We start from the raw sequence: 22320 nt of genomic DNA on the forward strand, positions 1-22320 counted from the left end.
ATAGCGGCCCCTACTAGCCGCGTAAATGCGGCTCTTCTCCTCGACGCAGGCGACGAATATTCAATCCATGCCGCGCGAGCACCAATAGACTGAAACCACTCACGACCATAACGTAGTCGGGTGCTAGCCAGACGCAGGCCAGCGGCGCAACAAATGCACTAATAAGCGATGCTGCCGCAGCCATTCGCAGCCGCCAAGCAAGCAGCATCCAGCATATGGCACTAAGCAGCGCCACGCTGGGCACCAAGATCAGTAGCACGCCAAACGCACTGGCAACCGACTTACCACCGCGAAACCTATGCCAAAGAGGATAGCTATGACCCAGGAGAACGGCTAATCCTACTGCCCCCTGTAGCCAAACAGGTAGCCCCAGCCATTTGGCTGCCAGCACTGCAGGTGCCCCTTTTAATGCATCTAGCAATAGCGTGGTGACTGCTAAGCGCGGCCCGTAAAGGCGCAGCACGTTCGAAAACCCAGGGTTACATGAACCTTGATAGCGCGGATCAGGCACGCCTGCCAACCGACATACGCTCAGCGCCGCTAACCAGCTTCCGCTTAAGTAGCCCACCACGATCCATATCATTCCGCTCACCACCTTGGCTCCTACCCAGCGTTAGACCGTACTCAGCTGTCGTTTCGCGCTATCCTCAAGTACAATCGCCCGCTTGTTGACGCTAGGGGAAAACCTGTGGATCGCATTTTGATCGAAGCGCTGGCAGTAGATACCGTCATCGGTGTGTACGACTGGGAGCGCACCATTGTTCAGTCTTTAAGCTTGGACTTATCGCTCGCAACGGACATACGTCCCGCTGCCGCTACAGATGACTTGAGCTTAACACTTGATTATGCAGCCATTTGCCAGCGAATCCAGCGCTTTGCTGACGAGCACCAATTTGCTCTCGTCGAGACCTTTGCAGAACGCCTGGCTGAGTGCTTACAGCAGGAGTTCTCCATTACCTGGCTGCGCCTTACCGTACGCAAACCAGGGGCAGTTCCACAAGCCGCTAGCGTGGGTCTTGAAATTACCCGTGGCACGCTTCCATGAGCTTGGTTACTCTCAGTTTAGGCAGCAATATCGATCCTGACACTCATATTCGCCTGTGCCTAGACGCGCTTGAAGATACCTTTGGCACCCTGCAAATATCGCGTGTTTTTGAAAGCGAGCCGGTGGGTTTTAATGATAATCGCAACTTTTATAACCTTGTAGTTGCGTTTGATAGCGACTGGACGGTGGGTGAGCTTCAAGCGTGGTCTAAACAGCTTGAAATCGCCCATGGTCGTACACCCGACATGGTTAAGTGCAGCTCACGGGCATTAGATATTGACCTACTTACGGTGGGAGACGTGTGCGCCACCATTGATAATGTCACCCTACCCCGAGAAGAGATCACGCACAACGCCTTCGTCCTACAGCCCTTAGCCGAACTGCTACCCAATCAACGTCACCCCCTCTGTGGCCTGCCTTACGCTACACTATGGCAACGCTTCGATATGGGCAGCCAACGCTTATGGGCCATCGATTTTCAATGGCGTGGCCGCTGGGTTTCCCAGGCAGACCCCGCGCCAAAGAAGGCATCTGTTCGCTAACCAGAGTTCACAGTTAACGCTTAGCGCATCTCCAAAATCGCGTTCGCCACTACCTGCTGTCGGCGTGCACGTAGCGCCTGACCTAAGGCTGCTCCGCGATAACCCTCTTGCAATAGTGCTTGTGGGTCTACGCTTTGTGCGGCATGCCACGCTCGGCTCAGCGGTTCAACCGCCTCTTTAGCTAAACGCTTGATGAGCTGTAACTGCGCATTAACCTGCGTGGGCTTACGCCAGCCATCCAAACGCTCTAGCCAATGCAGAACGCGTTCGTCGCTTAATGGCTCGGACAATACATGCATACTAAGCGCTACATGGCGGGCAAGTTGTGACACCGCATTGGGTAGCCGCAACCTTACCGCCAGCTCATCACGCTGTGAATCACTCAATACCGATACCATCAACGCGTAGCGCCAGTGAGCTAGTGGAAGAGAGCTGTCGATTGCCACTTGCTCGGCTGCCTCCAGCGCCATTGCTTCAAGCGCACTTTTCAGTACCACCTCATCCGCCAGCTCTGGCCACCAAGTTACCAGCGCCTCGCAATCGTTCAGAGCAATGAAATAACAATCGGGGGTAGGTTCGCCCAGCGCTTTTTCAGTTTCCACCCACACTCGCTCAGCAGCAAGGTGGATAAGCTCTCCACTACGGCTCACCTCTCGCATTAGCGCTAGGGTTTCAGGCGCAATGGTAAACCCTAAGTGTGCGTAACGGGCAAGAAAGCGTGCCGTGCGCAATACCCGTAAGGGGTCTTCACTAAACGCTGGGGACACGTGGCGCAACAGGCGCTGCTCAATATCCCGCTGACCGTTAAAGGGATCGGTCAACTCGCCATCAAAGCGCTGCGCAATTGCGTTGATGGTTAAATCACGTCTTGAAAGGTCTTCTTCCAGGGTTACATCAGGGCTTGCGTGTACTTCGAAACCGCCATAGCCGTGGCCAGACTTTCTTTCAGTTCGTGCGAGCGCATACTCTTCGGCGGTATCAGGATGCAGAAAGACCGGAAAATCGCGCCCCACTGGTTTAAAACCCCGCTGCTGCATAACGTCTGGCGTGGCACCGACGACGACCCAATCATTATCAACTACCGGCCAGCCTAACAGCGCATCGCGCACTGCCCCGCCAACACGATAAACGTCGAGCCCTTTGGTTTTCGCATCCACCTGAAACACGGCTATCGCCCTTTTTTTCAATGTCTCGTGTTTTAATGTCTCGTATTTTAATGTCTAGGCCGACGGCTAGGTACGCTGATGCGCTCACCCGACTCCAGATTGAGAGCGGTTAACGACCCACCCCACACGCAACCCGTGTCCAGCGCCTCAACATGAATCGCGGCATTCGGGGTACGGCCCTCTAATGCGGCCCAGTGTCCGAACAGCAGCTGTAGCGTATCCGCCCTTGGGTACTGAAACCAGGGAGCAAATCCGTCGGGAGCACTTTCCAAGCCTTCCTTAGCAGCAAAGTCCAGCTTGCCGTCGCTATTGATAAAGCGCATACGGGTAAAAACATTAACGAGACAGCGCATACGATCCATCCCTTCCAGGTCGTCACGGAACTGGTCAGGCTGATTACCAAATAGTTGCGTTAAAAACTCGCCTGAACGCTCACTGAGCAAAACCGCCTGAACTTCTTGGCTAAACGATATCGCCTGCTCTGCGCGCCACGTGGGCAACACGCCCGCATGGGTCATCAGTGTATTATTTTCATAAATTGCCAATGGTTGGCTTTGCAGCCAGTCCAGCACCTGTTCGCGCTGCGGTGCTGCAAGAATATCGCTGAGGGTGTCGTTTTTTTTCAGCTTTCCGCCACCGCGCGCCACCACCAGCAGATGAAAATCGTGATTACCCAGCACGCAGCGGGCAGCACCGCCTAACGCCTGCACTTCCTTCAAACAGGCAAGCGACCCAGGGCCGCGATTGACTAAGTCGCCAACCAGCCAGAGTGTGTCGTTTGCAGGATTAAAGCCAAGCTGCTCTAGCAAGCTGACAAACTCAGCATGACAGCCGTGCAGATCACCAATGACATAAGTGCTCATGGCTACCCCTTTTAGAGAATGGTCAATGAAGCTGACGCGGCACCGCTAGCCTAAAAGGTGCAATGGGCACATCAAAGGCCCGCTGGGTGTAGGTATTGAGCAACGTATAAGCACCTTCCATAACACCTACCGGCGTTTGCAGAATAGCTCGACTGGTGTAGCGAAAACGCTGTCCTGGGCCAATTAACGGTTGCTGGCCCACCACCCCTTTGCCACGTACCTCTTGGCTATCGCCGTTACCTTGGGTAATTTTCCAGTAGCGCGCCATGAGCTGCACGCTATGAGGGCTTTGGTTATGCACCGTTACGGTATAACTAAACACAAAACGCGACTCACTGTCGTTTGACTCTGCCACCCGGTACTCAGGCGCAATGCTAACCTCAATGGCTAAAGCACTCACGCGTCGTCACTCCCTTTGTTACTAAGCGCTTCGTCCGCCGCCACTTGATTAGCGATAGTTACGTACTCAGCAACCGACAGGGTTTGCGGACGCCGTGCGGGATCAATGCCTAACGCCTCTAATGTTTCTGCGCTCACTCTACCTTTTAAGTTATTACGTAGTGTTTTGCGCCGCTGACCAAACGCTAACTTGACCAGCTCAAACAGCAGCGCTGGGTCATCTGCCGTTTGGGGCAAGCTTTCATGAGGCGTCAGCCTAACAATGGCGGAGTCAACTTTCGGCCTAGGAACGAAGGCTTCTGGTGGCACGATAAACAGCTGGTCAACATGGCAGTAATACTGCGCCATCACTGACAGCCGCCCCCAATCAGTGCTGCCTGGCTCAGCGGCCAAGCGCTCAACGACCTCTTTTTGCAGCATAAAGTGCATATCGGCAATCGCATTACCCATGGTCAATAAATGCACAATAAGCGGTGTCGAGATATTGTAAGGCAGGTTACCGACCACTCGCAGCGCTGGGCCATCCCCTTTTAGCGCAGTGAAATCAAACTTCAGTGCATCACCTTCATGAATCACAAAGTCAGGGTAGTTAAAAAACTGCACCCTCAAACCAGGAATCAAATCACGGTCTAGCTCAATGACTTCAAGCTTTCCTGTCGCCTCTAACAACGGAGCAGTAAGCGCGCCTTGTCCTGGGCCAATTTCGACGAGTCGGTCGCCTTCGCGAGGTCCAATAGCACGGACAATACGCGAAATGATGCCGAGGTCACGCAGAAAGTTTTGACCAAAGCGTTTACGAGCACGGTGCTGCTGAGGCACTTGAGACATCTAACAGTGTTCCTTGGAGGGTTGATTCATAAAGCAATGGAGGCATTGGCGCGCCGTGCAGCAAGTTGCTTTGCTAGCGCAAGGGCCACACCTAAGCTATTGGGGTCGGCAATTCCGCGGCCAGCTAAACTAAGCGCGGTGCCATGGTCAACGGAGGTTCGTACCAACGGTAGGCCAAGCGTAATATTCGCCGCTTGACCAAAGCCTGCGTATTTTAACACCGCTAGCCCTTGGTCATGATACATCGCCAGTACTGCATCAATACCCACCAAATGACGCGGTGTAAAAAGCGTATCGGCCGGAAACGGGCCTTGAACATCTAGGCCTTCAGCACGCAGCGCTTTCAACGCAGGAATAATAACATCGTGCTCTTCATGCCCTAAATGGCCATCTTCACCGGCATGAGGGTTTAGCCCACACACAGCAATACGCGGGCTGGCAATACCAAACTGGCTTTTCAAATCAGCCGCAAGCAGACGGCTAACACGGGTGATTTTATCGTAGGTAACCGCGTCTGCCACCTCACGCAGCGGCAGATGCGTAGTCACCAGCGCCACGCGCAGATCACCACTACCCTGCCAGTGGCTGGACTGGGCGTGAAGTGCTTGATCAGTGGCTAACAACATCACGACCTCATCAACCCCACACGCATCGCGCAGCCATTCAGTATGACCAGTGAAGTTGGGGAAGCCACCTTCAATAATCACACCTTTATGAAGCGGCGCAGTAACCATTGCTGCTGCATGGCCCTGTTGGCAGGCGTCTACAGCAATTTGCAACGTTTCTAGCACATAGCCTGCATTGGCAGGATTAAGCAAGCCTGGAAGCGCTGGCTCGCGAAGTGCGGCGGGCCATACGACCAATCGCCCGGGTGAAGACACCTCTTCGCTTCCAGGGGCTGCTTCTACCACATCGAGCTGAAGCCCGAGCAGTGCCGCGCGCTGATTTAGCAACTGGATGTCGCCAATCGCTACGGTGTTATTCAATTGGCCATTGGCGGCCAACATCAGCGTAATCTCTGGCCCGATGCCTGCGGGTTCGCCGGTAGTAATTAGCAGCGGTGCAGCACTATTGCTCATTGCGTTGGCTCATGGTGATTGCTCGTTAGAGGCGAATATCAACGAACGCCTGTTCCCGCATTTCACGCTGCCACGTCTGCAGTTCTTCGTTAGCACGACGCTGGAAAATGGCTTGGCGAACCTGTTCACGACGGCTCTCTTCCGTTACGTCTTGACGGCGACGCTCTAGCACTTCAATGACGTGGTAGCCAAACTGGGAACGCACTGGCTCAGACAGCTGATTAGTATTCAATGACCCCATGGCTTCTTCGAAGGCAGGAACGGTTTGGCCGGGGCGTACCCAACCCAGTTCACCGCCATTCATCGCACTGCCGCGGTCGTCACTAAACTCGCGGGCCACGGATGAAAAGTCTGCCCCCTGCTGTAAACGCTGTCGAGCTTGTTCGGCGCGAGCACGGGCTTGGTTTTCATTGCGCGTTGGCGTTAGCTCTACTAAGACGTGGCGGGCACGCGTTTCTTCAATAAACGCTTGTCCTTGCTGAGACGGCTGCTGACTCAAGAAGCGATCAACGTCACGATCAGACACGTTGACACGCTGACTAATTTGGCGCTGCTGCACTTGGCGCATCAGCATTTCTCGGCGGACTTCTTCTCGCACGTCAGCCAGGGTCATGCCGTCCGCTTCTACGGCATCAGCAAATTCGTCAAGCGTCATGCCGTTAGACTCTGCGATGGTACGCAGCTGGCGGTTAAGCTCCGTGTCATCCACGCTAAAATTAGCTTCACGGGCCATCTGAAGCTGAATTTCGTCCATCACCATACGCTCCAGCACCTGCTGAGCCAGCTGGCTGCGTGGCGGTAAGTTACCGCCCTGGCTTTGCGCCTGCTGCTCTACCTGGGCGATACGGTCATCAAGCTCACTACGCATAATGACGCCATCATTAACGACAGCCACAACACTATCCAGCATTTGCCGCTGGGTCGATTCAAAATTTTGTGCGTAAACCGATAGCGGTACAAGTGCAGCACCTGCTCCAAGGCAGAGCACCACCATGCCGCCAGCAGAGAGCAGCTTTGCCCGCTTTTTTAAGGCACAGGTCAGCAGGGTCTTTCTGGTAGTCATAAAAATTCTCTTTCAGTCAGCCACCATTTAACGACATCGTTACAGGGGCGTAGGGCGGTAGCCAGGAATGGCTTGTTCAAAGTAGCCGTCAGCCTGTTGGCCAACGCCACCAAGGCCACGGAATACAAAACGTACAAATAGCCCGCGGTCGTTAAAGTCATCGCCTATACGGGCGGTGTCGTTATCGTCTACCCATTCACGCCAGACCAGCTGTAAACCATAGCAGCAGTCATTCCACTGCACGCCGGCCAGCTGCTCGAGCGCACGGTCGTTGGTTTGATCGTGCAGGTAGCGACCAATCAAATCAATCCTCGGGCTGGCTTTCCAAGCAAGTGACAGGTCCCACTCTTCTCGACTGTAATCTCTAAAGCCGTCATCGCCTGGCACAACACCTGGATCAAAACCTTCGATCTCCCAACGGTAACCAAGGTTCACTACGTGACCAGCGGGATGACGATAACGGGCATCAACGCTAGAGCGTTCAGTCTGCTCACGCTGGTCGTCGTATAACCACTCATAACCTGCACTCCACCGATCATTAATCTGCCAATCGAGACGAGTTACCACTGGAGAGCGGTCCCGCGTGGCCTGATAACGGCTCAGCGGATTCACGTTTGCACTATCTTCCGGACGAGCAGGTAATGTATCTGGGTCACCGTCGCTATCAATACGACGGTCAGATAGATAAATGCTTTGCCCGACACCAAGGGTTAACCGATCTTGCCCAGAAGCATCTTCAATAAAACGTGACTCTACGCCTAACGACACACGATTCAGGTCACCTAAACGGTCAGCACCTGAAAAACGATGAGGCGACCATAACTGGGCCCATGAGAAGGCTCGTTCACGGCTATCAAAATCAGGTAACTGCGTTTGGTTAGTGCGCGGCACGTAAGCATAGTTCAAACGCGGTTCAAGGGTTTGCCGATAATCACGGCCGCGTAGTTCCAGTTCACGTTCAAACACAAGGCCACTATCGATTGATGTGACCGCCGCACTGCGACTGGGAGACGTACCTCGGTCAGTGACACGATCGCCATAATCTAGCTCATAGGCAGTGTGCCATAGCTCGGTACGCGGCTCGATGTACCCCCAGGGCTGCTCAAAGCGCCAGCCAATTGCTGGCGTAAGATGCAGACGCGTACCAATGGCAGCTTCACGCTCAGGCACGCGACGCTCATCAACATCACGCCAAAAATAAGTCGCGTTAGAACGCCACTGGGTATAAAAGCCACTGCCCAGCTGCCAATCAGAATTGGCTGTCAGGCTTGGCAAACGATAAAAAGGCTTATCGGAGTCACTTAAGGGATCTTCTAAACGCTGGAAGCCTTGAGCGCGTGCATTTAGCTGCCAACGCTCACCGCGATAATCTACCTGTGCCAAACGCTCCATACTTACGCGTTCACTATTGCCAAACTCATCACCAAAATCATCAAAATAGCGCCCGTCGCTTGCGGCACCATAGCGTAATTGATAATTACTGCGCGGGGTCAGGCTACCTGCGTGCTGGGCATCAATATACCAACGGTCATCGCCCTCAAAGCGGTTATCACCGTTGTTACTGCCATCATCGCTACTGATATACCCACCTTCCACCGTTCCTTGGCTCTCTTCAAGCAGGTAGCGGTACTCACCATTGAGCAATAAGCCACGATCCGACATCCAACGCGGCGTAATAGTAGCATCATGATTCGGCGCTATATTCCAATAAAAGGGCTGAGCATAATCAAACCCGTCATTGGAAAAACTGACGGAAGGCGATAGCAGGCCTGTATGGCGGCGGTCGTCAATAGGGAAACGCAGCCAGGGCCAATAAAAAATCGGTACATCTTTTACTTCAAGCCGTGCGTGACGCGCGGTGCCAAAGCCTTCTTCTTGGTTTAATTTTATATCGCTGCTAACGAGCTGCCAGCTATTAGTGTCTGGATCACAGGTCGTGAATGACGCGTTTCGCAGGCGATACTCCCCATCACCGGTTTGCTCTAACTGACTGGCCTGCCCCCTCAAGTGTTGCGCATAAAGCACATAGTGGCTATTGCGCAACGACGCTTGGTCGTTATTGAGCATTAGTGTCGCTTGTTCGCCACGCACCAGTGCCTGGCCATCACGTATGGCCAGATTACCCTCGGCGTCGACTCGCTGACGGTCTGCGGGCAGATACATCTGTGCCGCCTGTAGCTCAGTATTGCCACGGCGCAGCACAACATCACCGCGCAACAACGCCTCACCATCTGCCGCGTAATCAACTTCTTGCGTCTCAACCGACAACGTTTCGGGGTTATCTTCCGCTGGCAAGCGGTAGTCTGGCATCACATAACGCCCTCGACACAGCTGGTGCGGTGCTTCGTCTTGACTCCAGGCCTGCCAGTCCAGCGCCTCGGCAGGTAGCGTCTGACCTTGCGCCACCACTGAAAATGAGGCGCCAGCGAGCAAACTGCCCAACAGCGTGTGCGCAACCGGTACGGTACGCGAGATTCGCTTGCCCATGTTCGTTATCCTTGGCATCCATAATCGGTATTATACAGCCCGCATGATGCCCGACCAGCAAGGAGCTTGCATGTCCTCTTCTCGGATTGACGCCCTCACCCAGTGGGCGGCTGAACAAAATGGCCTAAATAGCGCCGCTATCCGCCTTTCTCCAGCGGGCGGTGACGCAAGTTTCCGGCGATATTTCCGGCTGACACTGCCCTGTGGCAGCACTCGCATAGTAATGGATGCCCCCCCCAACCAGGAAGACTCAACGCCGTTCGTCGCTATCGGAAAACGCTGGTACGCGGCAAAACTGCCCGTGCCGCATATTTACGCCGCCGATCTCGACGCGGGTTTTTTGCTGCTTGATGACCTTGGAGATACGCCGTTACAGACGCTATTCACTGATGAAGCGCGCATTCAAAACAGCCATTTCGATGCGCTGGCTTTGATTGCCAAGTTACAAAACCACGCCAACCCTGCAGTGTTGCCGCCTTATGATGCGACGCTGCTGAATCGAGAGCTCGACCTTTTTCCTGAGTGGTGTTTAAACAATTGGCTGTCGCTACCAACGCCAGACAGCTGGAGTGCGCTGCGTGGACACCTCGTTAAGCAAGCGCTCGATCAACCCGTCGTCAGCGTACATCGCGATTACGATGCGATGAATATCATGGTGCATGACCAGCAGCTTTACATGATTGACTTTCAAGACGCGGTGGCTGGGCCAATCAGTTACGACGTTATTTCCTTACTACGCGGACGCTACTGCCGTTTTTCTCAGGCGCAGTTTATGCAGTTCGTCGACGCTTTTTATCGCCAAGCGCGTCAAGATGGGCGTCTCTCTCGCCATGTCAGCAATGATGAATTTCTTACCCAATGCCAAGCGATGGCCGCTCAACGCTCGCTAAAAGTGCTGGGAATTTTTTGCCGCTTAACGCTTCGCGATGCAAAACAAGGCTATTTATCACGTCTGCCGCATTTTTTGGCGCATTTAGAAGATAGCCTAACCGCGCTCCCCCAGCACAGCGAGTTTGCTGAATGGGTAAGCGGCACACTGCGTCCCGCCATTGCCCAACGTTTAGCGGAAAATACGTTATGAAAGCGATGATTTTAGCCGCAGGCCTTGGCAAGCGAATGCGGCCACTTACTGACCACTGCCCAAAACCACTACTACCGGTAGCTGGTAAGCCACTTATTGTGCATCACCTCGAACGGCTAAAGCGTGCTGGTATTGACGAGGTGGTCATCAACGTGAGCTATCGGGCAGAGCAGATCATGGCCGCACTAGGCGATGGAAGCGCCTTTCAGCTACGGATTCACTGGAGCCTTGAAAAGACCCCTCTAGAAACCGGCGGCGGTATTCAAAAAGCGCTGCCCCTGCTGGGCGAAGCCCCGTTTCTACTGGTCAATGGGGATGTCTGGTGCGATTACACGCCACCAGCATCACGACTAAAGGGTAACGACTTGGCCCATCTAGTGCTGGTCGATAACCCTTCTCATCACCCTAGTGGTGATTTTGGCCTCATTAATGGTCGCGTTGCGCCAGCAAGCCACACGCGTCTTACCTTCGCGGGTATTAGCCTGCTACATCCAGATCTTTTAGCCGACCAGCCGCCTGGGGAATTTGCCCTGGCACCGCTACTAAAGCATGCGATGACAAGCAACCTGGTTAGCGGCGAGCACTTTTCAGGCCACTGGGTGGACGTAGGCACGCCTGAGCGCCTGAACGACCTTGAGCATTATCTTTTAGCAGCGCAGTAACGCAGACGATGAGCCGTGCGCCTAACGCTAGAAATGTTATGCTGCGCAACTTACCTTTCGTCGCCTAGATGAGGAGAGCAACGTGAAAGCACGGGTAAAATGGACAGACGGCCGCCAATTTGTTGCGGAATCAGGTAGCGGGCACAGTGTCGTGATCGACGGCCCACCTGATCTTGGTGGCCGCAATACCGGTCCCCGCCCAATGGAAATGCTACTGATGGGTATGGGTAGTTGTACTGCCTTTGATGTCTTGAATATTCTTGATAAAGCTCGCGCTGATGTCACCGACTGTGTTGCAGAGCTTAACGCCGAACGTGCTGATGATGTGCCTGCCGTATTTACCAACATCCACGTGCATTTTGTGGTGACTGGCCGTAGCTTAAAAGAGAAGCAAGTACAGCGGGCAGTTGAGCTATCTGCAGAAAAGTACTGCAGCGCGTCCATCATGCTGGTAAAAGGCGGCGTCGAAATAACCCACTCTTTTGAGATTGTCGAAGCTTGAGCGACTCAAAGCGTCATCTTTCTCATGTATCAACGACATATGTATTAAAAAAAATAGCGCGGCTGGATGCATACCATGCGCTTGGCGGGCATAATATGCTCGCTTGTTTTTACCCCTACTGCGTAGCAGACGGCCGCTTTGCAAAAAGCGACCCCAGCATCACGGTGACAAGTTTTTATCGGTTCCGGCGCTGGCTCGTCGGGGTGTCTTCATCTGCCATAGGGAGGTTCGGACGTGTCAGATAATCTCCGACTCCACGGGTTTAATAACCTGACTAGCTCGTTGAGCTTTAACATTTACGACATCTGTTATGCCAAGACCGAAGAGCAGCGTGCGGCTTATATCGACTATATCGATGAGCTCTACAACGCCGAACGTTTGACGCAGATTTTAAAAGACGTCACCAATATTATCGGCGCTCATGTGCTTAATATTGCTCGTCAAGATTACGAACCCCACGGGGCCAGTGTCACCATTCTGATTGCTGAACACGAGCTGGATGAAGCAAATCCAGAGCAAACGGAACCAGGCCCAGGCCCACTGCCTGAAACAGTTGTGGCGCATCTTGATAAAAGCCACGTGACAGTACACAGCTATCCTGAGTCGCACCCCGACAATGGCATTAGCACCTTTCGATTGGATATTGACGTATCTACCTGTGGCCATATCAGCCCGTTGAAAGCGCTGAACTACCTAATTCACAGTTTCGACTCTGACATTGTCACCATGGATTATCGAGTTCGCGGCTTTACCCGTGATGTCGATGGTAAAAAGCTGTTTATTGATCACGACATTACCTCGATTCAGGATTACTTGGCAGAAGATACCAAGCACGCCTATCAGATGATCGATGTAAACGTGTATCAAGAAAACATGTTCCACACCAAAATGTTACTGAAAGACTTCGAACTTGATAACTACTTGTTCGGCACATCGCGCCGCGACATTACGTTTGAAGAAGCACGAGATATTGAAAGCAGGCTGCGTAAAGAGATGCTCGAGATTTTCTACTCTCGAAATCTGGACTAGCACCTTTTTTTCAAACTAATGAAAAGCCGTTCTGCGAGTTCGCAGAACGGCTTTTTTTGTTAATCATCCGCCGCTAGTAAACGCTTGGCTCGCCTTCCGGGCGGGTCTTAAAGCGCCGATGCAACCATAAGTACTGCTCAGGATGTTTGCGTATGGCCTGCTCGATAAATTCATTAACCCGCGTGGCATCGGCCACCTCATCCCCACTTGGGAAGTTATCAAGCGCGGGCAAGCAGGTGATGGTATACGTCTGATTATCGGGATTACGGTGAAACATTAGCGGCACCACTGGCGCACCTGTCATGCGAGCGATTTTTGCAGTCAGTTTAATAGTGGCTGCTTGCTGACCAAATAGCGGTGCGAACACGCTAACGTTACGGCCAAAATCTTGGTCCGGGGAGTACCACACAATGTGGCCTGCTTTGATCCTGCGTACAACGCCACGCAAATCATGGCGGTCGATAGCCTGACCAAAAATACGCGAACGGGCGCGGGTCATGAAGCGCTCGAACAGGGGATTGTTATGGGGTCGATACACCGCATCGGCTGAGAAAAATAGCGAGTGCAGCGCGCCGCCTAAATCCAGCGTTGAGAAATGTATTCCCACCACCAACACACCTTTACCCTGCGCTTTTGCTCGGGCTAAGTGTTCCTGGCCATGATAGGCCACACGATGACGCAATCCCTCCGCATCACGACACCAGCCCGTAGCAGTTTCTACCAGCCCCATCCCATTAGCTATAAACACTTGTTTTACTAAGTGACGCTGCTCATCAGCACTTTTTTCAGGAAAGCAGAGTGCAATATTTATCTCGGTGATATGCCGCCGACGCTTAATAAAACGCCATGCAAGCAAACCGATTATTTTTCCCACCCACAACTTAAAGCGCCAGGGCAACCAGGCAACGACATGCATCGCGCCTATCGCCAGCCAGGTTGACCAATAGCGCGGGTGTGCAAACGACTGTGGATAAGAGGTTTTAGACATTCTGATAACCGTTTAAGCGAAGGCCCCGTAATAGCGCCGCGGCGCTCTTGGCAGTACGCCTGTTAACAGGGTATAGCTGATGGTATCGCAGTAACGTGCGACTTCATCGATAGGCAATACAGTACCGTTGCTGGCGGCTCCCCACAGCACGACCTCGCTACCAATGTCAGCCCCAGGCACATCGGTAACATCGACGGTTAGCATATCCATTGAGACCTTACCGGCAATTGTACAGCGCTGGCCGTTAACTAACACCGGGGTGCCATCTATGGCGTGACGATCATAGCCATCGCCATAACCAGCGGCCACTACGGCAATTTTAGAACGCCGTGGCGCGCACCAGCGACCTCCGTAGCCAACAGGTTCACCCTCCTCAAGCTCACGAAGTGCAATAATCTCAGAACGTAAACTCATGACTGGACGCAGCTGGCCGGTAAGCTCATTGGCTTCTTCTAGTGGGTCACTGCCATACAACATGACACCGGGACGATTCCAATCACCATGAGCAACAGGCCATGCCAGTGTCGCGGGTGAATTGGCCAAGCATAGAGGCGCATCGAGCGCTTTTGCCAAACTCGTTAAAGCTGCCATTTGCCGATTGAAGTAACTTCCCTCACGGGCATCTGCGGTAGCAAAGTGGCTCATCAAATGTAGCGCTGTCACCTGTGGCGCATTCACTAACCGCCGCCAAACGTTAGGCGCTTCCTCTAGAGAGAACCCTAGACGATGCATACCAGAATCGACTTTCATCCATACGGGAATCGGCTGCTGGGGAGAAAAAGCGAGTAAAGCAGCCACCTGCCACTCACTGTGGACGCTGATCCAGAAACTGTATTGATCAACCAGCTTCAGCTCGTCAGCGGTAAAAATACCTTCAAGCAATACAATGGGTTTTTTAATCCCCCCTTTACGCAGGCTGATCGCTTCTTCTATACACGCGACAGCAAATGCGGGCACATCGGCTTCTAGGGCGCGCGCGCATTCAAGCGCACCATGACCATAAGCATCCGCTTTAATAACGGCTACCGAGCGACTTTGGGGCGCGCAGCGGCACGCTAGCTGATAGTTATGACGCAGTGCGTCTAAATCAATATGGGCCACCAGGGGGCGCATCACGTTTCTCACTTACACAGTCAATAGTTAACAGGTGATCAACCAAAGGGCGTCAAAAATAACGCACCGAGCAATGAACTCGGTGCGTTATAGTCGGTGTGGCGCAATAGCTTACCGCGTTTAGCTCTCGAAAATAGCGTTGAGGGACAGGCCCTGCTTTTCCAAAGAGCGACGCAGCTTCTTTAGCGCCTCTACTTGAATTTGCCGGACGCGCTCGCGTGTTAGACCAATTTCAGCGCCAACTTCCTCTAACGTGGCGGCTTCATGGCCTCGTAATCCAAAGCGGCGAACTACCACTTCGCGCTGCTTCTCACTAAGCTCATCCAGCCAGTGGTCTACGTGCTCGCGTACATCACCATCAACTAGACATGCTTCCGGGCCTAGCACTTCGTCGTCAGTTAAGGTGTCGATTAACGGCTTATCACTTTCCCCCCCCATAGGGTAATCAACTGACGAGACGCGCTCATTGAGCCCGAGCATCTTCTTAACCGTTTCTACTGGCTTGTCGAGATGATCGGCAATCTCTTCTGCCGTTGCTTCATGATCAAGCTTTTGGGTTAGCTCACGCGCTGCACGCAGATAAATATTCAGCTCTTTAACCACGTGTATGGGTAGACGTATGGTACGCGTCTGATTCATCAAAGCGCGCTCTATAGTTTGCCGAATCCACCACGTGGCATAAGTAGAAAAGCGGAACCCCCGTTCAGGATCAAACTTTTCGACGGCTCGAATTAACCCGAGGTTTCCCTCTTCAATCAGATCAAGCAGCGTCAGCCCGCGGTTTAAATAGCGTCTGGCAATTTTCACTACCAAACGCAGGTTAGACTCGATCATCCTTGAGCGGCCAAGTGGATCGCCTTTACGCGCTAAACGGCCATAATAGACTTCTTCTTCCGGCGTTAATAATGGCGAAAAACCAATTTCATTAAGGTAGATTTGTGTCGCATCCAAGCTTTGAGTCGATTGACGCTCATCACGGCCTAACGCTTTTTCAAAAGCATCCTCCTCCGCAGTGACCTCTTCATCGGCACCATCCAGAGCCTCTTCAACAGCGTCCAGGTCAACCTCCTGTAGATCCTTCTCCAGCATACTCATGGTAGTATCCCCCGTTATTTCGCCTAACCGCCATTAAGAAAAGTAAAGGTGGCCGCACTCCCTGTGCGCTTGCACCATTTATTGTTATATGACGCCCTACTCCAGCTAGTCGGGTACTCCAAACAATCCAACCAACAGAATTGCTTAGTAGTGGTTAGCGAGACGGCAGATAGTCCAAGGGGTTTTGAGGCTGCCCATCGCGACGCACCTCAAAGTGTAATTTGACGCTGTCTGCATCACTATCACCCATTGAGGCAATCACTTCTCCCGCTTCAACCACATCGTTTTCTTTAACATTTAGACTATCATTATGCGCATAAGCACTTAAGTACTGATCGTTGTGTTTAAGCAGTATTAAGTTGCCATATCCTCGTACACCACTACCTGCATAGACCACGATGCCTGGACCCGCCGCCTTAACAGGTTGCCCCTTTTGGCCAGCGATATCAATCCCAGCCGTAATGGAGCCACCCTGGCCAAACTCTCCAGTCACTTGACCTGCCGTTGGCCATTGCCAGTTAATATTTTCGACCGGCGTAAACGTACGCGAGGAACGATCAACGCGTGCAGGTTGGCTCGGCTCTGCAGACTCAACAGGCGGCGCTGTTGCTGTGGTCTCTGCCTCAGGTTTTTGCTCAGGCTCTTGTACAGGTTCAGATGTTGGCTCGGTTTCTTTGGTGGGTTCAGGCTGAGCCTCTTCAGATGCTTCACCTGTAGGCGTAGCATCGCGATTGGACGTGCTTGCACTGTTAGCGGTGCTTGCGCTGTCGGCCACTTGCTGCGCGGCGGCCACTGATACTTGTTCAGCACGCTCTGCTCGCTCAGCCGTTAACCGTTGGTTCCGCTCAATTGCACTTTCATCAGGCAGCAACCAGTCTAACTGTTGATCGTCACTGGCGACGGAGGTGGTTTGAGGGTTTAGCCCCGTTGCCACAGCACCCGAGACACGACGTTCTGAAGTAGCAGCACCTGCTGACTGATTGCTTGGTGCCTCCACTCCTTCACGTAGCGCGATAGTTTGGCCTGGAAATATCTGATAGGGCGCATCGATATTATTGATTTGCGCTAACTCGCGGTAATCAAGATTGTGCTGCCATGCGATGCCATAGAGGGTATCACCTGCTTTAACGGTATACTGAGGCGAGTCTGCTACCGCGCGGCGCGCTTCACTTAAATCACGCACCTGAGGCGTGTTGTGCTGCTGATTGGCACAACCGCTGACGGCGAGTGCCAAAACTGACATCATGAAGACCTTACGCATGAAAACCCTACTCCTTTTCAACGTCGCGCGCGTTTCCTATTGACCTATGCTCGGCATAGTGAGCTGCGCGACGGTTTAATAACACTACCAATAGTGCGCCAACCATCATCAGTGCCACAACGCCTACCGACTGAGCAGAGCCTCCAGACAGTACCGCATAATCACTAGGTAACAGATAACGATGAGCTAACGGAATCATTTGTCCATCAGGGCCAAGCTGGTAACGCAACAGCTCTTTCCAAGGCCACAATACTGGCAGCGAGCCAATAATAAACCCTAGTAAAAGCTGCATAGTGGCATCATGGTGACGGCGTAATAACCATGATAACAATCGCGAAAATAGCGCGAGGCCAACAATACATCCCATACCGAACAGCATAATAATGCCAATATCAAAACTTAGAATAGCCCCTAAAATAGTGCCATAAAGCCCCATCGTCAGCAGCAGAAAACTACCGGACACTCCCGGAAGCAGCATCGCGCTAATAGCAATCGCACCGGCAACCATAACTACCACCGCTTCATTACCGATAAGTAACACTAACGGCATCATGCCTGGCAGCGATTTAGCCAGTAATAGCCCTACCACCAGCGGTAATAGATACCAAAACTTCCAACGCCCACCTGCCTGGGCAACGACAAACCCTGACGCAGCTACCAAGCCAAAGAAAAACCCTTCAATTAGCAGCGGGTGAGCCTCCATTAGCCAAAGCGCTAAATGCGCAACGCTGAAAAGGCTCACGGCAACGCCCAGCAACAATGGCACGATAAAGGTTATATTCAGGTGCTGAGCTAACGCCAGCCAGCCGCCTTGCCGCCAAGCAACAAAAGCGCTGGGGCCAAACTGCTTGATAGTATGAATAAACTCTTCATAAATACCGGTAATAAACGCGATCGTTCCGCCTGAAACACCGGGCACCGCATCGGCCGCCCCCATTCCTGCGCCTTTTAAAAACAGTTCTACAAATCGACGCTTCAATCCACCACTCCTTGCAATAGGGGTACAAAACGCACGGGTTCAAGCCGACGCTTTTCAAAGGCACTGCCAATGCGTTTTATTTGGGTAAGCCATTGACTGCCATCAGGCTCTTCTAGCGGTGCAATCAGCACACCATCATGGCTAAGCTGCTCCAATAGTGCTTCTGGCAGCGTTTGGGCGCAGGCAGTTAACAAAATCACATCAAAGGGCGCAACTTCTGGCCACCCTTCACCACCATCCGCCACTGCCAGCGTTGCTGGCGCATCAAGCCGCCAAAGACGTTCTGCGGCTCGCTGGTGCAAAGCGTGAATGCGTTCAACCGAATAGAGCGTAGGCACTAGCCTGGATAGAATTAGTGTTTGATAACCCGAGCCAGTGCCCACTTCCAGCACACGCCTAGGCCCCGCCCGCACCACAAGCTCTGTCATTCGCGCAACTGTCAGAGGTTGCGATAATGTCTGCCCAAAGCCAATAGGTAACGAGGTGTCTTCATACGCGCGATGGGCCAACGCTTCATCGACGAACAAGTGCCTTGGCTCACCCGCCATAACATTGAGCACTCGCGCATCTTGAATGCCTTGCTGCTCAAGCCGCTTTACCATGCGATTTCGAGTGCGTTGAGAGGTCATCCCTCTACCGCGCAGCTCGCTAGGCGAAAGCTCAGGCAAAAGCATCCAACCAGTCCTGCACGTCACTACGCGCGGGATGGCGCGTTAGATCTGTTTGTAACGGAGTAATCGATATATAACCTGCTTCGATAGCAGAAAAGTCGGTATCCTCGCCATCATCAGCGTTAGCGGCGACCGGAGCTATCCAGAAACGCGTGCGTCCGCGTGGGTCTTTAACAGGCACCGGTTTCTCTGCTGGCCCACGATAGCCTAAGCGAGTCACTTTAACGCCTTTAATCTCTTCCCACGGCACATCCGGCACGTTAACGTTCAGAAGGGTACGAGGTGGCAACGACAGCTGATCGGCAGCTCCGATTAAGCTAGCAGCTACCTTGGCAGCCGTCGCAAAGTAACGATCACCACATAGCGACATTGCTATGGCGGTCATGCCCAAGTTGCGCCCTTCCATAGCAGCGGCTACCGTGCCTGAATAGAGCACATCATCGCCAAGGTTACTACCGTGGTTAATTCCTGAAATCACCAAGTCAGGACGCTCATCCCAGACACCGTTCACGCCCAGATAAACACAGTCTGCTGGCGTACCATCTACGCTATAAAAGCCGTTATCCAGCGCTGTTAAAGAGAGCGGACGGGAAAGCGTCAGCGAGTTACTGGCGCCACTGCGATCTCGATCAGGCGCTACCACGCGTAAATTCGCATGGGCAACAAGCGCATCATGCAGTGCCCGCAACCCTGGCGCGTGGACACCATCGTCATTGGAAAGCAGCAGTCGCCGCATTCGTGTCTCCTTTAAAGATGCCGCATTAAGATAAGTATATATGGGGCGCGTTAAGCAAAATCCGGATGCGCGATTAACTCACTGACCACGGCGGTCGCAAAGCTCCCTCGTGGCAAGGCAAACGAGAGTAGCACGGCATTGGGCAATGTCTCGATACTAGGCGAAATTAACCTTACTCGTAGCGCTCGATGGGAACGCTTAACGCCACTTTTCACTAACCCCTCGCACAGCATCGGATGGCATGTTAGCAGCCGCTTTTCATAGTCTGCCACCTGATATTCAGCAAGTTCCCCTGCGCCCCACAGAGCACCGGTCGGATGGATATCAAGCGCAGCGGCACGTCTTATTAAGTCGTCCTCCACGGCATCAACGGTAAAAACACTGTGCGAGCCATCCAGCATGAGCATATCGCCCGCTAGAGGCTGGCACCATGTCCCATCCGCCAGACGGTTGCTTAACAACTCGTTAAACAAGAAACTACGAGCCGTGGAAAGCATCATTCCTTGGCGGTCATCGCGCTTGCGCCAGCCTTTCGCTAAAAGTGCTTCTGCACGCTGTAAATTGCGGCCTTCAGGCCCAAAACGCTGAGGTCCAAAATAGTTAGGCACCCCTTGGCGACAAAGCGCCTCCCAGCGGTCAAAAAAATGCTGGCTTTGAAGCGCTTCACCGCTAAGGCGCAACGTGAAGTGATTAGTGCGATGGACACCGCGCTTCAACTTTCGGGGATGTCTTGCCTGGGCCAACACCTTAATCCCCAATGCCGCTAATGAGTCACCCAAGTCGCTAGGTGCCTCGCGCCCTGGAAGATGTACGCTTAACCACTGCCGGGTCACTGCGACTCGGTCCTTCATCCCGGAGTAACCCACATCTCGGGGTGTGACACCACAAAGACGGCTGACGCTTTTCACCACATCTAACGTGGTTTGATGGCGCTTTTCAAGCCGTAACCACAGGTGCTCACCCTGATTTTCAGGCGTAAAATTCAGTTGCTCGTCAACCACAAAATCTTCTGGCTGAGCGCGATAATGGCCCGGTTTAGGAGCACCGAATTCAGCATCTAAGCAGCGCTGCCAAGCGGGTAAATTAACCATTCAGCGCCTCTTGGTGCTCCAGCAACACCACTGCCTCAGCGGCAATACCTTCCCCCCGTCCGGTAAACCCGAGCCGTTCGGTTGTCGTGGCTTTAACATTGACCTGACCAAGGCGAATACCTAAATCTTCAGCAATGACCGCGCGCATCGTATCAATATGCGGCGCCATTTTAGGTGCCTGTGCCATTAACGTGGCATCTAGATTAACCACGCAGAAGCCTTGTGCATGCACCAGCTGAACCACATGGCGAAGTAAATGGCGGCTATCTGCACCAGCCCATGTTGGGTCGGTATCGGGGAAGTGCCGCCCTATATCACCGAGTGCACAGGCACCCAGCAGTGCGTCACTGATAGCATGCAGTAACACATCGCCATCCGAGTGGGCAACAAAACCATGTTCAAAAGGCAGCTTAATGCCACCAATCATCAAATGGTCGCCAACGCCAAATCGGTGCACATCAAATCCGTGGCCAATTCGCATTAACAACTCCTTTTAGATTCAGAAAATTGGGCAGATTCAGAGGATTGAGCAGAATCAGAGGCTTGAGCGACTTGCGACGCCATAATAGCAGCAGCAAGGGCAAGGTCATCAGGATGGGTGACTTTAAGATTATCGCGACGTCCACTAATCAGCCTGGGTGCATGCCCTAGCGCCTCAACAGCGGAGGCTTCATCGGTAACAACACACTGACCAGTGACGGCATGTTCAAGAGCACGACGCAAAAGCGCGTAGCGAAAGCTTTGAGGCGTTAGCGCATGCCATAGCCGATCACGAGACTCAGTGGCAGCACTTAACTGCTCGGCATTGGCTCGTTTCATGGTATCAGCCACCGGCATCGCCAGAAGTGCGCCACTAGGGTGCTGCTGGGCAGCGTGATACAGCGTCAGCAAATCAGACGATGTCACGCAGGGACGCGCAACATCATGCACCATCACCATATCGTCTTCTTGCGCGTTTATAGCGTGCAGCGCATTTAAGACGCTATCCATCCGCTCAGCACCACCGGTCACTCGCTGCCACTGGGCAAATGGCACCCATTCAGGGTTGAACCAGCGATCATCACTGTCCAGACACAGCACAAGATGCGCAGCGGGAAAAGCACGGTGCAGCCGACTAAGCGTATGCGCCAGGATCGGCTTTTCACCCAGCGGCAGATACTGCTTCGGCTTATCGGCTCCCATTCGCTTGCCTTGCCCGGCGGCGGGTACGATTAACCACAGCGGGTGACTCATTCGTCAGCACCTTCACTGGGCAAACCTGGTTGAGTAACTAGCCCCGCATTAATCCCTACGAGTTCGGCTTCAATCGCCACACCAGGCACCCAAAAAAACTGTTCATCGCTACGCACCATACCCATATCGCTTCGGGCACGCTCTTCAACAGCGTCTAGGCCGGTTTTCAGATCGGTGACTTCAGCTGCTAACCGCGCGTTACGCTCTCGCATGGGCACATTGGCAGCTTCTTGAACGGCAACGCGCTCTTCAACCAGCTGTAAATCTTCCCAGCCACCGTTACCTAACCAGAGCTGGTATTGGAGAAACCCCAATATCGCAAGCAGCGCAACCGTAAGCCATTTATGCATCACCGCCTTCCTTTGTTTAGGCCTAAACGAAGCGCATTATGCCATTAAGGGCTATTT

At 53.1% G+C, this 22320-nt stretch carries 25 protein-coding genes; 6 read left to right on the plus strand and 19 right to left on the minus strand.

Annotated features, from left to right (window positions below):
• Nucleotides 1-13 precede the first annotated feature (13 nt).
• The gene (plsY, locus tag K1Y77_RS12905; RefSeq protein ID WP_264019227.1) at nt 14-583 is read right to left on the minus strand and encodes a glycerol-3-phosphate 1-O-acyltransferase PlsY; all 570 of its coding nucleotides are present in this window, start codon (nt 581-583) and stop codon (nt 14-16) included.
• Nucleotides 584-688: 105 nt separating this feature from the next.
• On the opposite strand from plsY, the gene folB reads away from it, so the two are divergent.
• Nucleotides 689-1045: a dihydroneopterin aldolase gene (folB, locus tag K1Y77_RS12910; RefSeq protein WP_030073800.1), complete on the plus strand. Its 357-nt coding sequence runs from the start codon at nt 689-691 to the stop codon at nt 1043-1045.
• Nucleotides 1042-1587: a 2-amino-4-hydroxy-6-hydroxymethyldihydropteridine diphosphokinase gene (gene folK, locus K1Y77_RS12915; RefSeq protein WP_264017710.1), complete on the plus strand. Its 546-nt coding sequence runs from the start codon at nt 1042-1044 to the stop codon at nt 1585-1587. Before folB ends, folK begins: the two co-directional genes overlap by 4 nt.
• Before the next feature lie 20 nt (nt 1588-1607).
• Here the strand turns inward: folK and K1Y77_RS12920 are convergent, their stop codons facing one another.
• From K1Y77_RS12920 to K1Y77_RS12950, 7 genes are read right to left on the minus strand one after another with little or no spacing between them, the layout of a single operon-like run.
• On the minus strand, nt 1608-2753 hold the full coding sequence (locus K1Y77_RS12920) for a polynucleotide adenylyltransferase (protein ID WP_264428906.1): 1146 nt from the start codon (nt 2751-2753) through the stop codon (nt 1608-1610).
• A 47-nt stretch (nt 2754-2800) separates the two neighbouring features.
• Nucleotides 2801-3616, minus strand: a complete 816-nt coding sequence (locus K1Y77_RS12925; RefSeq protein ID WP_264428907.1) for a symmetrical bis(5'-nucleosyl)-tetraphosphatase — start codon at nt 3614-3616, stop codon at nt 2801-2803.
• Between the two features lie 22 nt (nt 3617-3638).
• Nucleotides 3639-4016: a Co2+/Mg2+ efflux protein ApaG gene (apaG, locus tag K1Y77_RS12930; RefSeq protein ID WP_030073811.1), complete on the minus strand. Its 378-nt coding sequence runs from the start codon at nt 4014-4016 to the stop codon at nt 3639-3641.
• Entirely contained in the window at nt 4013-4843 is an 831-nt protein-coding gene (gene rsmA, locus K1Y77_RS12935) for a 16S rRNA (adenine(1518)-N(6)/adenine(1519)-N(6))-dimethyltransferase RsmA (protein WP_264017707.1), read from the minus strand. The genes apaG and rsmA overlap by 4 nt, the downstream gene beginning before the upstream one ends.
• A 26-nt stretch (nt 4844-4869) precedes the next feature.
• Nucleotides 4870-5922 carry a 4-hydroxythreonine-4-phosphate dehydrogenase PdxA gene (gene pdxA / locus K1Y77_RS12940; RefSeq protein ID WP_264428910.1) on the minus strand — a complete coding sequence of 351 codons (1053 nt, stop codon included), beginning with the start codon at nt 5920-5922 and terminating at the stop codon, nt 4870-4872.
• 25 nt (nt 5923-5947) lie between these two features.
• On the minus strand, nt 5948-6985 hold the full coding sequence (locus K1Y77_RS12945; protein ID WP_264428912.1) for a peptidylprolyl isomerase: 1038 nt from the start codon (nt 6983-6985) through the stop codon (nt 5948-5950).
• 39 nt (nt 6986-7024) lie between these two features.
• Nucleotides 7025-9472, minus strand: coding sequence for an LPS-assembly protein LptD (locus tag K1Y77_RS12950; protein ID WP_264428914.1), 2448 nt, complete (start codon nt 9470-9472; stop codon nt 7025-7027).
• Nucleotides 9473-9542: 70 nt separating this feature from the next.
• On the opposite strand from K1Y77_RS12950, the gene K1Y77_RS12955 reads away from it, so the two are divergent.
• The 4 genes from K1Y77_RS12955 (at nt 9543) to speD (ending at nt 12746) form a co-directional block, all read left to right on the plus strand.
• Nucleotides 9543-10553 (plus strand): aminoglycoside phosphotransferase family protein, encoded by a 1011-nt coding sequence (locus tag K1Y77_RS12955; protein ID WP_264017703.1) that lies wholly within the window; start codon nt 9543-9545, stop codon nt 10551-10553.
• A complete protein-coding gene (gene murU, locus K1Y77_RS12960; RefSeq protein WP_264428916.1) occupies nt 10550-11215 on the plus strand; it encodes an N-acetylmuramate alpha-1-phosphate uridylyltransferase MurU in 666 nt (221 codons plus the stop codon). The genes K1Y77_RS12955 and murU overlap by 4 nt, the downstream gene beginning before the upstream one ends.
• Nucleotides 11216-11297: 82 nt before the next feature.
• The gene (locus tag K1Y77_RS12965; protein WP_030073824.1) at nt 11298-11717 is read left to right on the plus strand and encodes an OsmC family protein; all 420 of its coding nucleotides are present in this window, start codon (nt 11298-11300) and stop codon (nt 11715-11717) included.
• A 234-nt stretch (nt 11718-11951) separates the two neighbouring features.
• On the plus strand, nt 11952-12746 hold the full coding sequence (speD, locus tag K1Y77_RS12970) for an adenosylmethionine decarboxylase (protein ID WP_030073826.1): 795 nt from the start codon (nt 11952-11954) through the stop codon (nt 12744-12746).
• 73 nt (nt 12747-12819) lie between these two features.
• On the opposite strand, the gene lpxL is transcribed toward speD, so the two are convergent.
• The 11 genes from lpxL to ftsB all read right to left on the minus strand — a co-directional run bounded on the left by lpxL (nt 12820) and on the right by ftsB (nt 22263).
• Nucleotides 12820-13734 (minus strand): LpxL/LpxP family Kdo(2)-lipid IV(A) lauroyl/palmitoleoyl acyltransferase, encoded by a 915-nt coding sequence (lpxL, locus tag K1Y77_RS12975; RefSeq protein WP_264428919.1) that lies wholly within the window; start codon nt 13732-13734, stop codon nt 12820-12822.
• Between the two features lie 12 nt (nt 13735-13746).
• On the minus strand, nt 13747-14847 hold the full coding sequence (gene alr / locus K1Y77_RS12980) for an alanine racemase (protein ID WP_030073829.1): 1101 nt from the start codon (nt 14845-14847) through the stop codon (nt 13747-13749).
• A 120-nt stretch (nt 14848-14967) separates the two neighbouring features.
• Nucleotides 14968-15942 carry an RNA polymerase sigma factor RpoS gene (rpoS, locus tag K1Y77_RS12985; RefSeq protein WP_030073830.1) on the minus strand — a complete coding sequence of 325 codons (975 nt, stop codon included), beginning with the start codon at nt 15940-15942 and terminating at the stop codon, nt 14968-14970.
• A 154-nt stretch (nt 15943-16096) separates the two neighbouring features.
• Nucleotides 16097-17203 carry a peptidoglycan DD-metalloendopeptidase family protein gene (locus K1Y77_RS12990; RefSeq protein ID WP_030073832.1) on the minus strand — a complete coding sequence of 369 codons (1107 nt, stop codon included), beginning with the start codon at nt 17201-17203 and terminating at the stop codon, nt 16097-16099.
• 7 nt (nt 17204-17210) lie between these two features.
• Entirely contained in the window at nt 17211-18182 is a 972-nt protein-coding gene (locus K1Y77_RS12995) for a DUF368 domain-containing protein (RefSeq protein ID WP_264428922.1), read from the minus strand.
• Nucleotides 18179-18856: a protein-L-isoaspartate(D-aspartate) O-methyltransferase gene (locus tag K1Y77_RS13000; RefSeq protein WP_030073835.1), complete on the minus strand. Its 678-nt coding sequence runs from the start codon at nt 18854-18856 to the stop codon at nt 18179-18181. The genes K1Y77_RS12995 and K1Y77_RS13000 overlap by 4 nt, the downstream gene beginning before the upstream one ends.
• The gene (gene surE / locus K1Y77_RS13005; RefSeq protein WP_030073837.1) at nt 18843-19589 is read right to left on the minus strand and encodes a 5'/3'-nucleotidase SurE; all 747 of its coding nucleotides are present in this window, start codon (nt 19587-19589) and stop codon (nt 18843-18845) included. Before surE ends, K1Y77_RS13000 begins: the two co-directional genes overlap by 14 nt.
• A gap of 50 nt (nt 19590-19639) precedes the next feature.
• Complete coding sequence (gene truD / locus K1Y77_RS13010; RefSeq protein ID WP_264428925.1) at nt 19640-20680, minus strand: tRNA pseudouridine(13) synthase TruD; 1041 nt, start codon at nt 20678-20680, stop codon at nt 19640-19642.
• Nucleotides 20673-21161 carry a 2-C-methyl-D-erythritol 2,4-cyclodiphosphate synthase gene (gene ispF / locus K1Y77_RS13015; protein WP_030073841.1) on the minus strand — a complete coding sequence of 163 codons (489 nt, stop codon included), beginning with the start codon at nt 21159-21161 and terminating at the stop codon, nt 20673-20675. Before ispF ends, truD begins: the two co-directional genes overlap by 8 nt.
• Complete coding sequence (gene ispD / locus K1Y77_RS13020; RefSeq protein ID WP_264017697.1) at nt 21161-21913, minus strand: 2-C-methyl-D-erythritol 4-phosphate cytidylyltransferase; 753 nt, start codon at nt 21911-21913, stop codon at nt 21161-21163. The genes ispF and ispD overlap by 1 nt, the downstream gene beginning before the upstream one ends.
• Nucleotides 21910-22263 (minus strand): cell division protein FtsB, encoded by a 354-nt coding sequence (gene ftsB / locus K1Y77_RS13025; protein ID WP_030073845.1) that lies wholly within the window; start codon nt 22261-22263, stop codon nt 21910-21912. Before ftsB ends, ispD begins: the two co-directional genes overlap by 4 nt.
• Nucleotides 22264-22320: the final 57 nt, after the last annotated feature.

This window comes from Halomonas qaidamensis (assembly GCF_025917315.1).
GTDB lineage: Bacteria > Pseudomonadota > Gammaproteobacteria > Pseudomonadales > Halomonadaceae > Vreelandella > Vreelandella qaidamensis.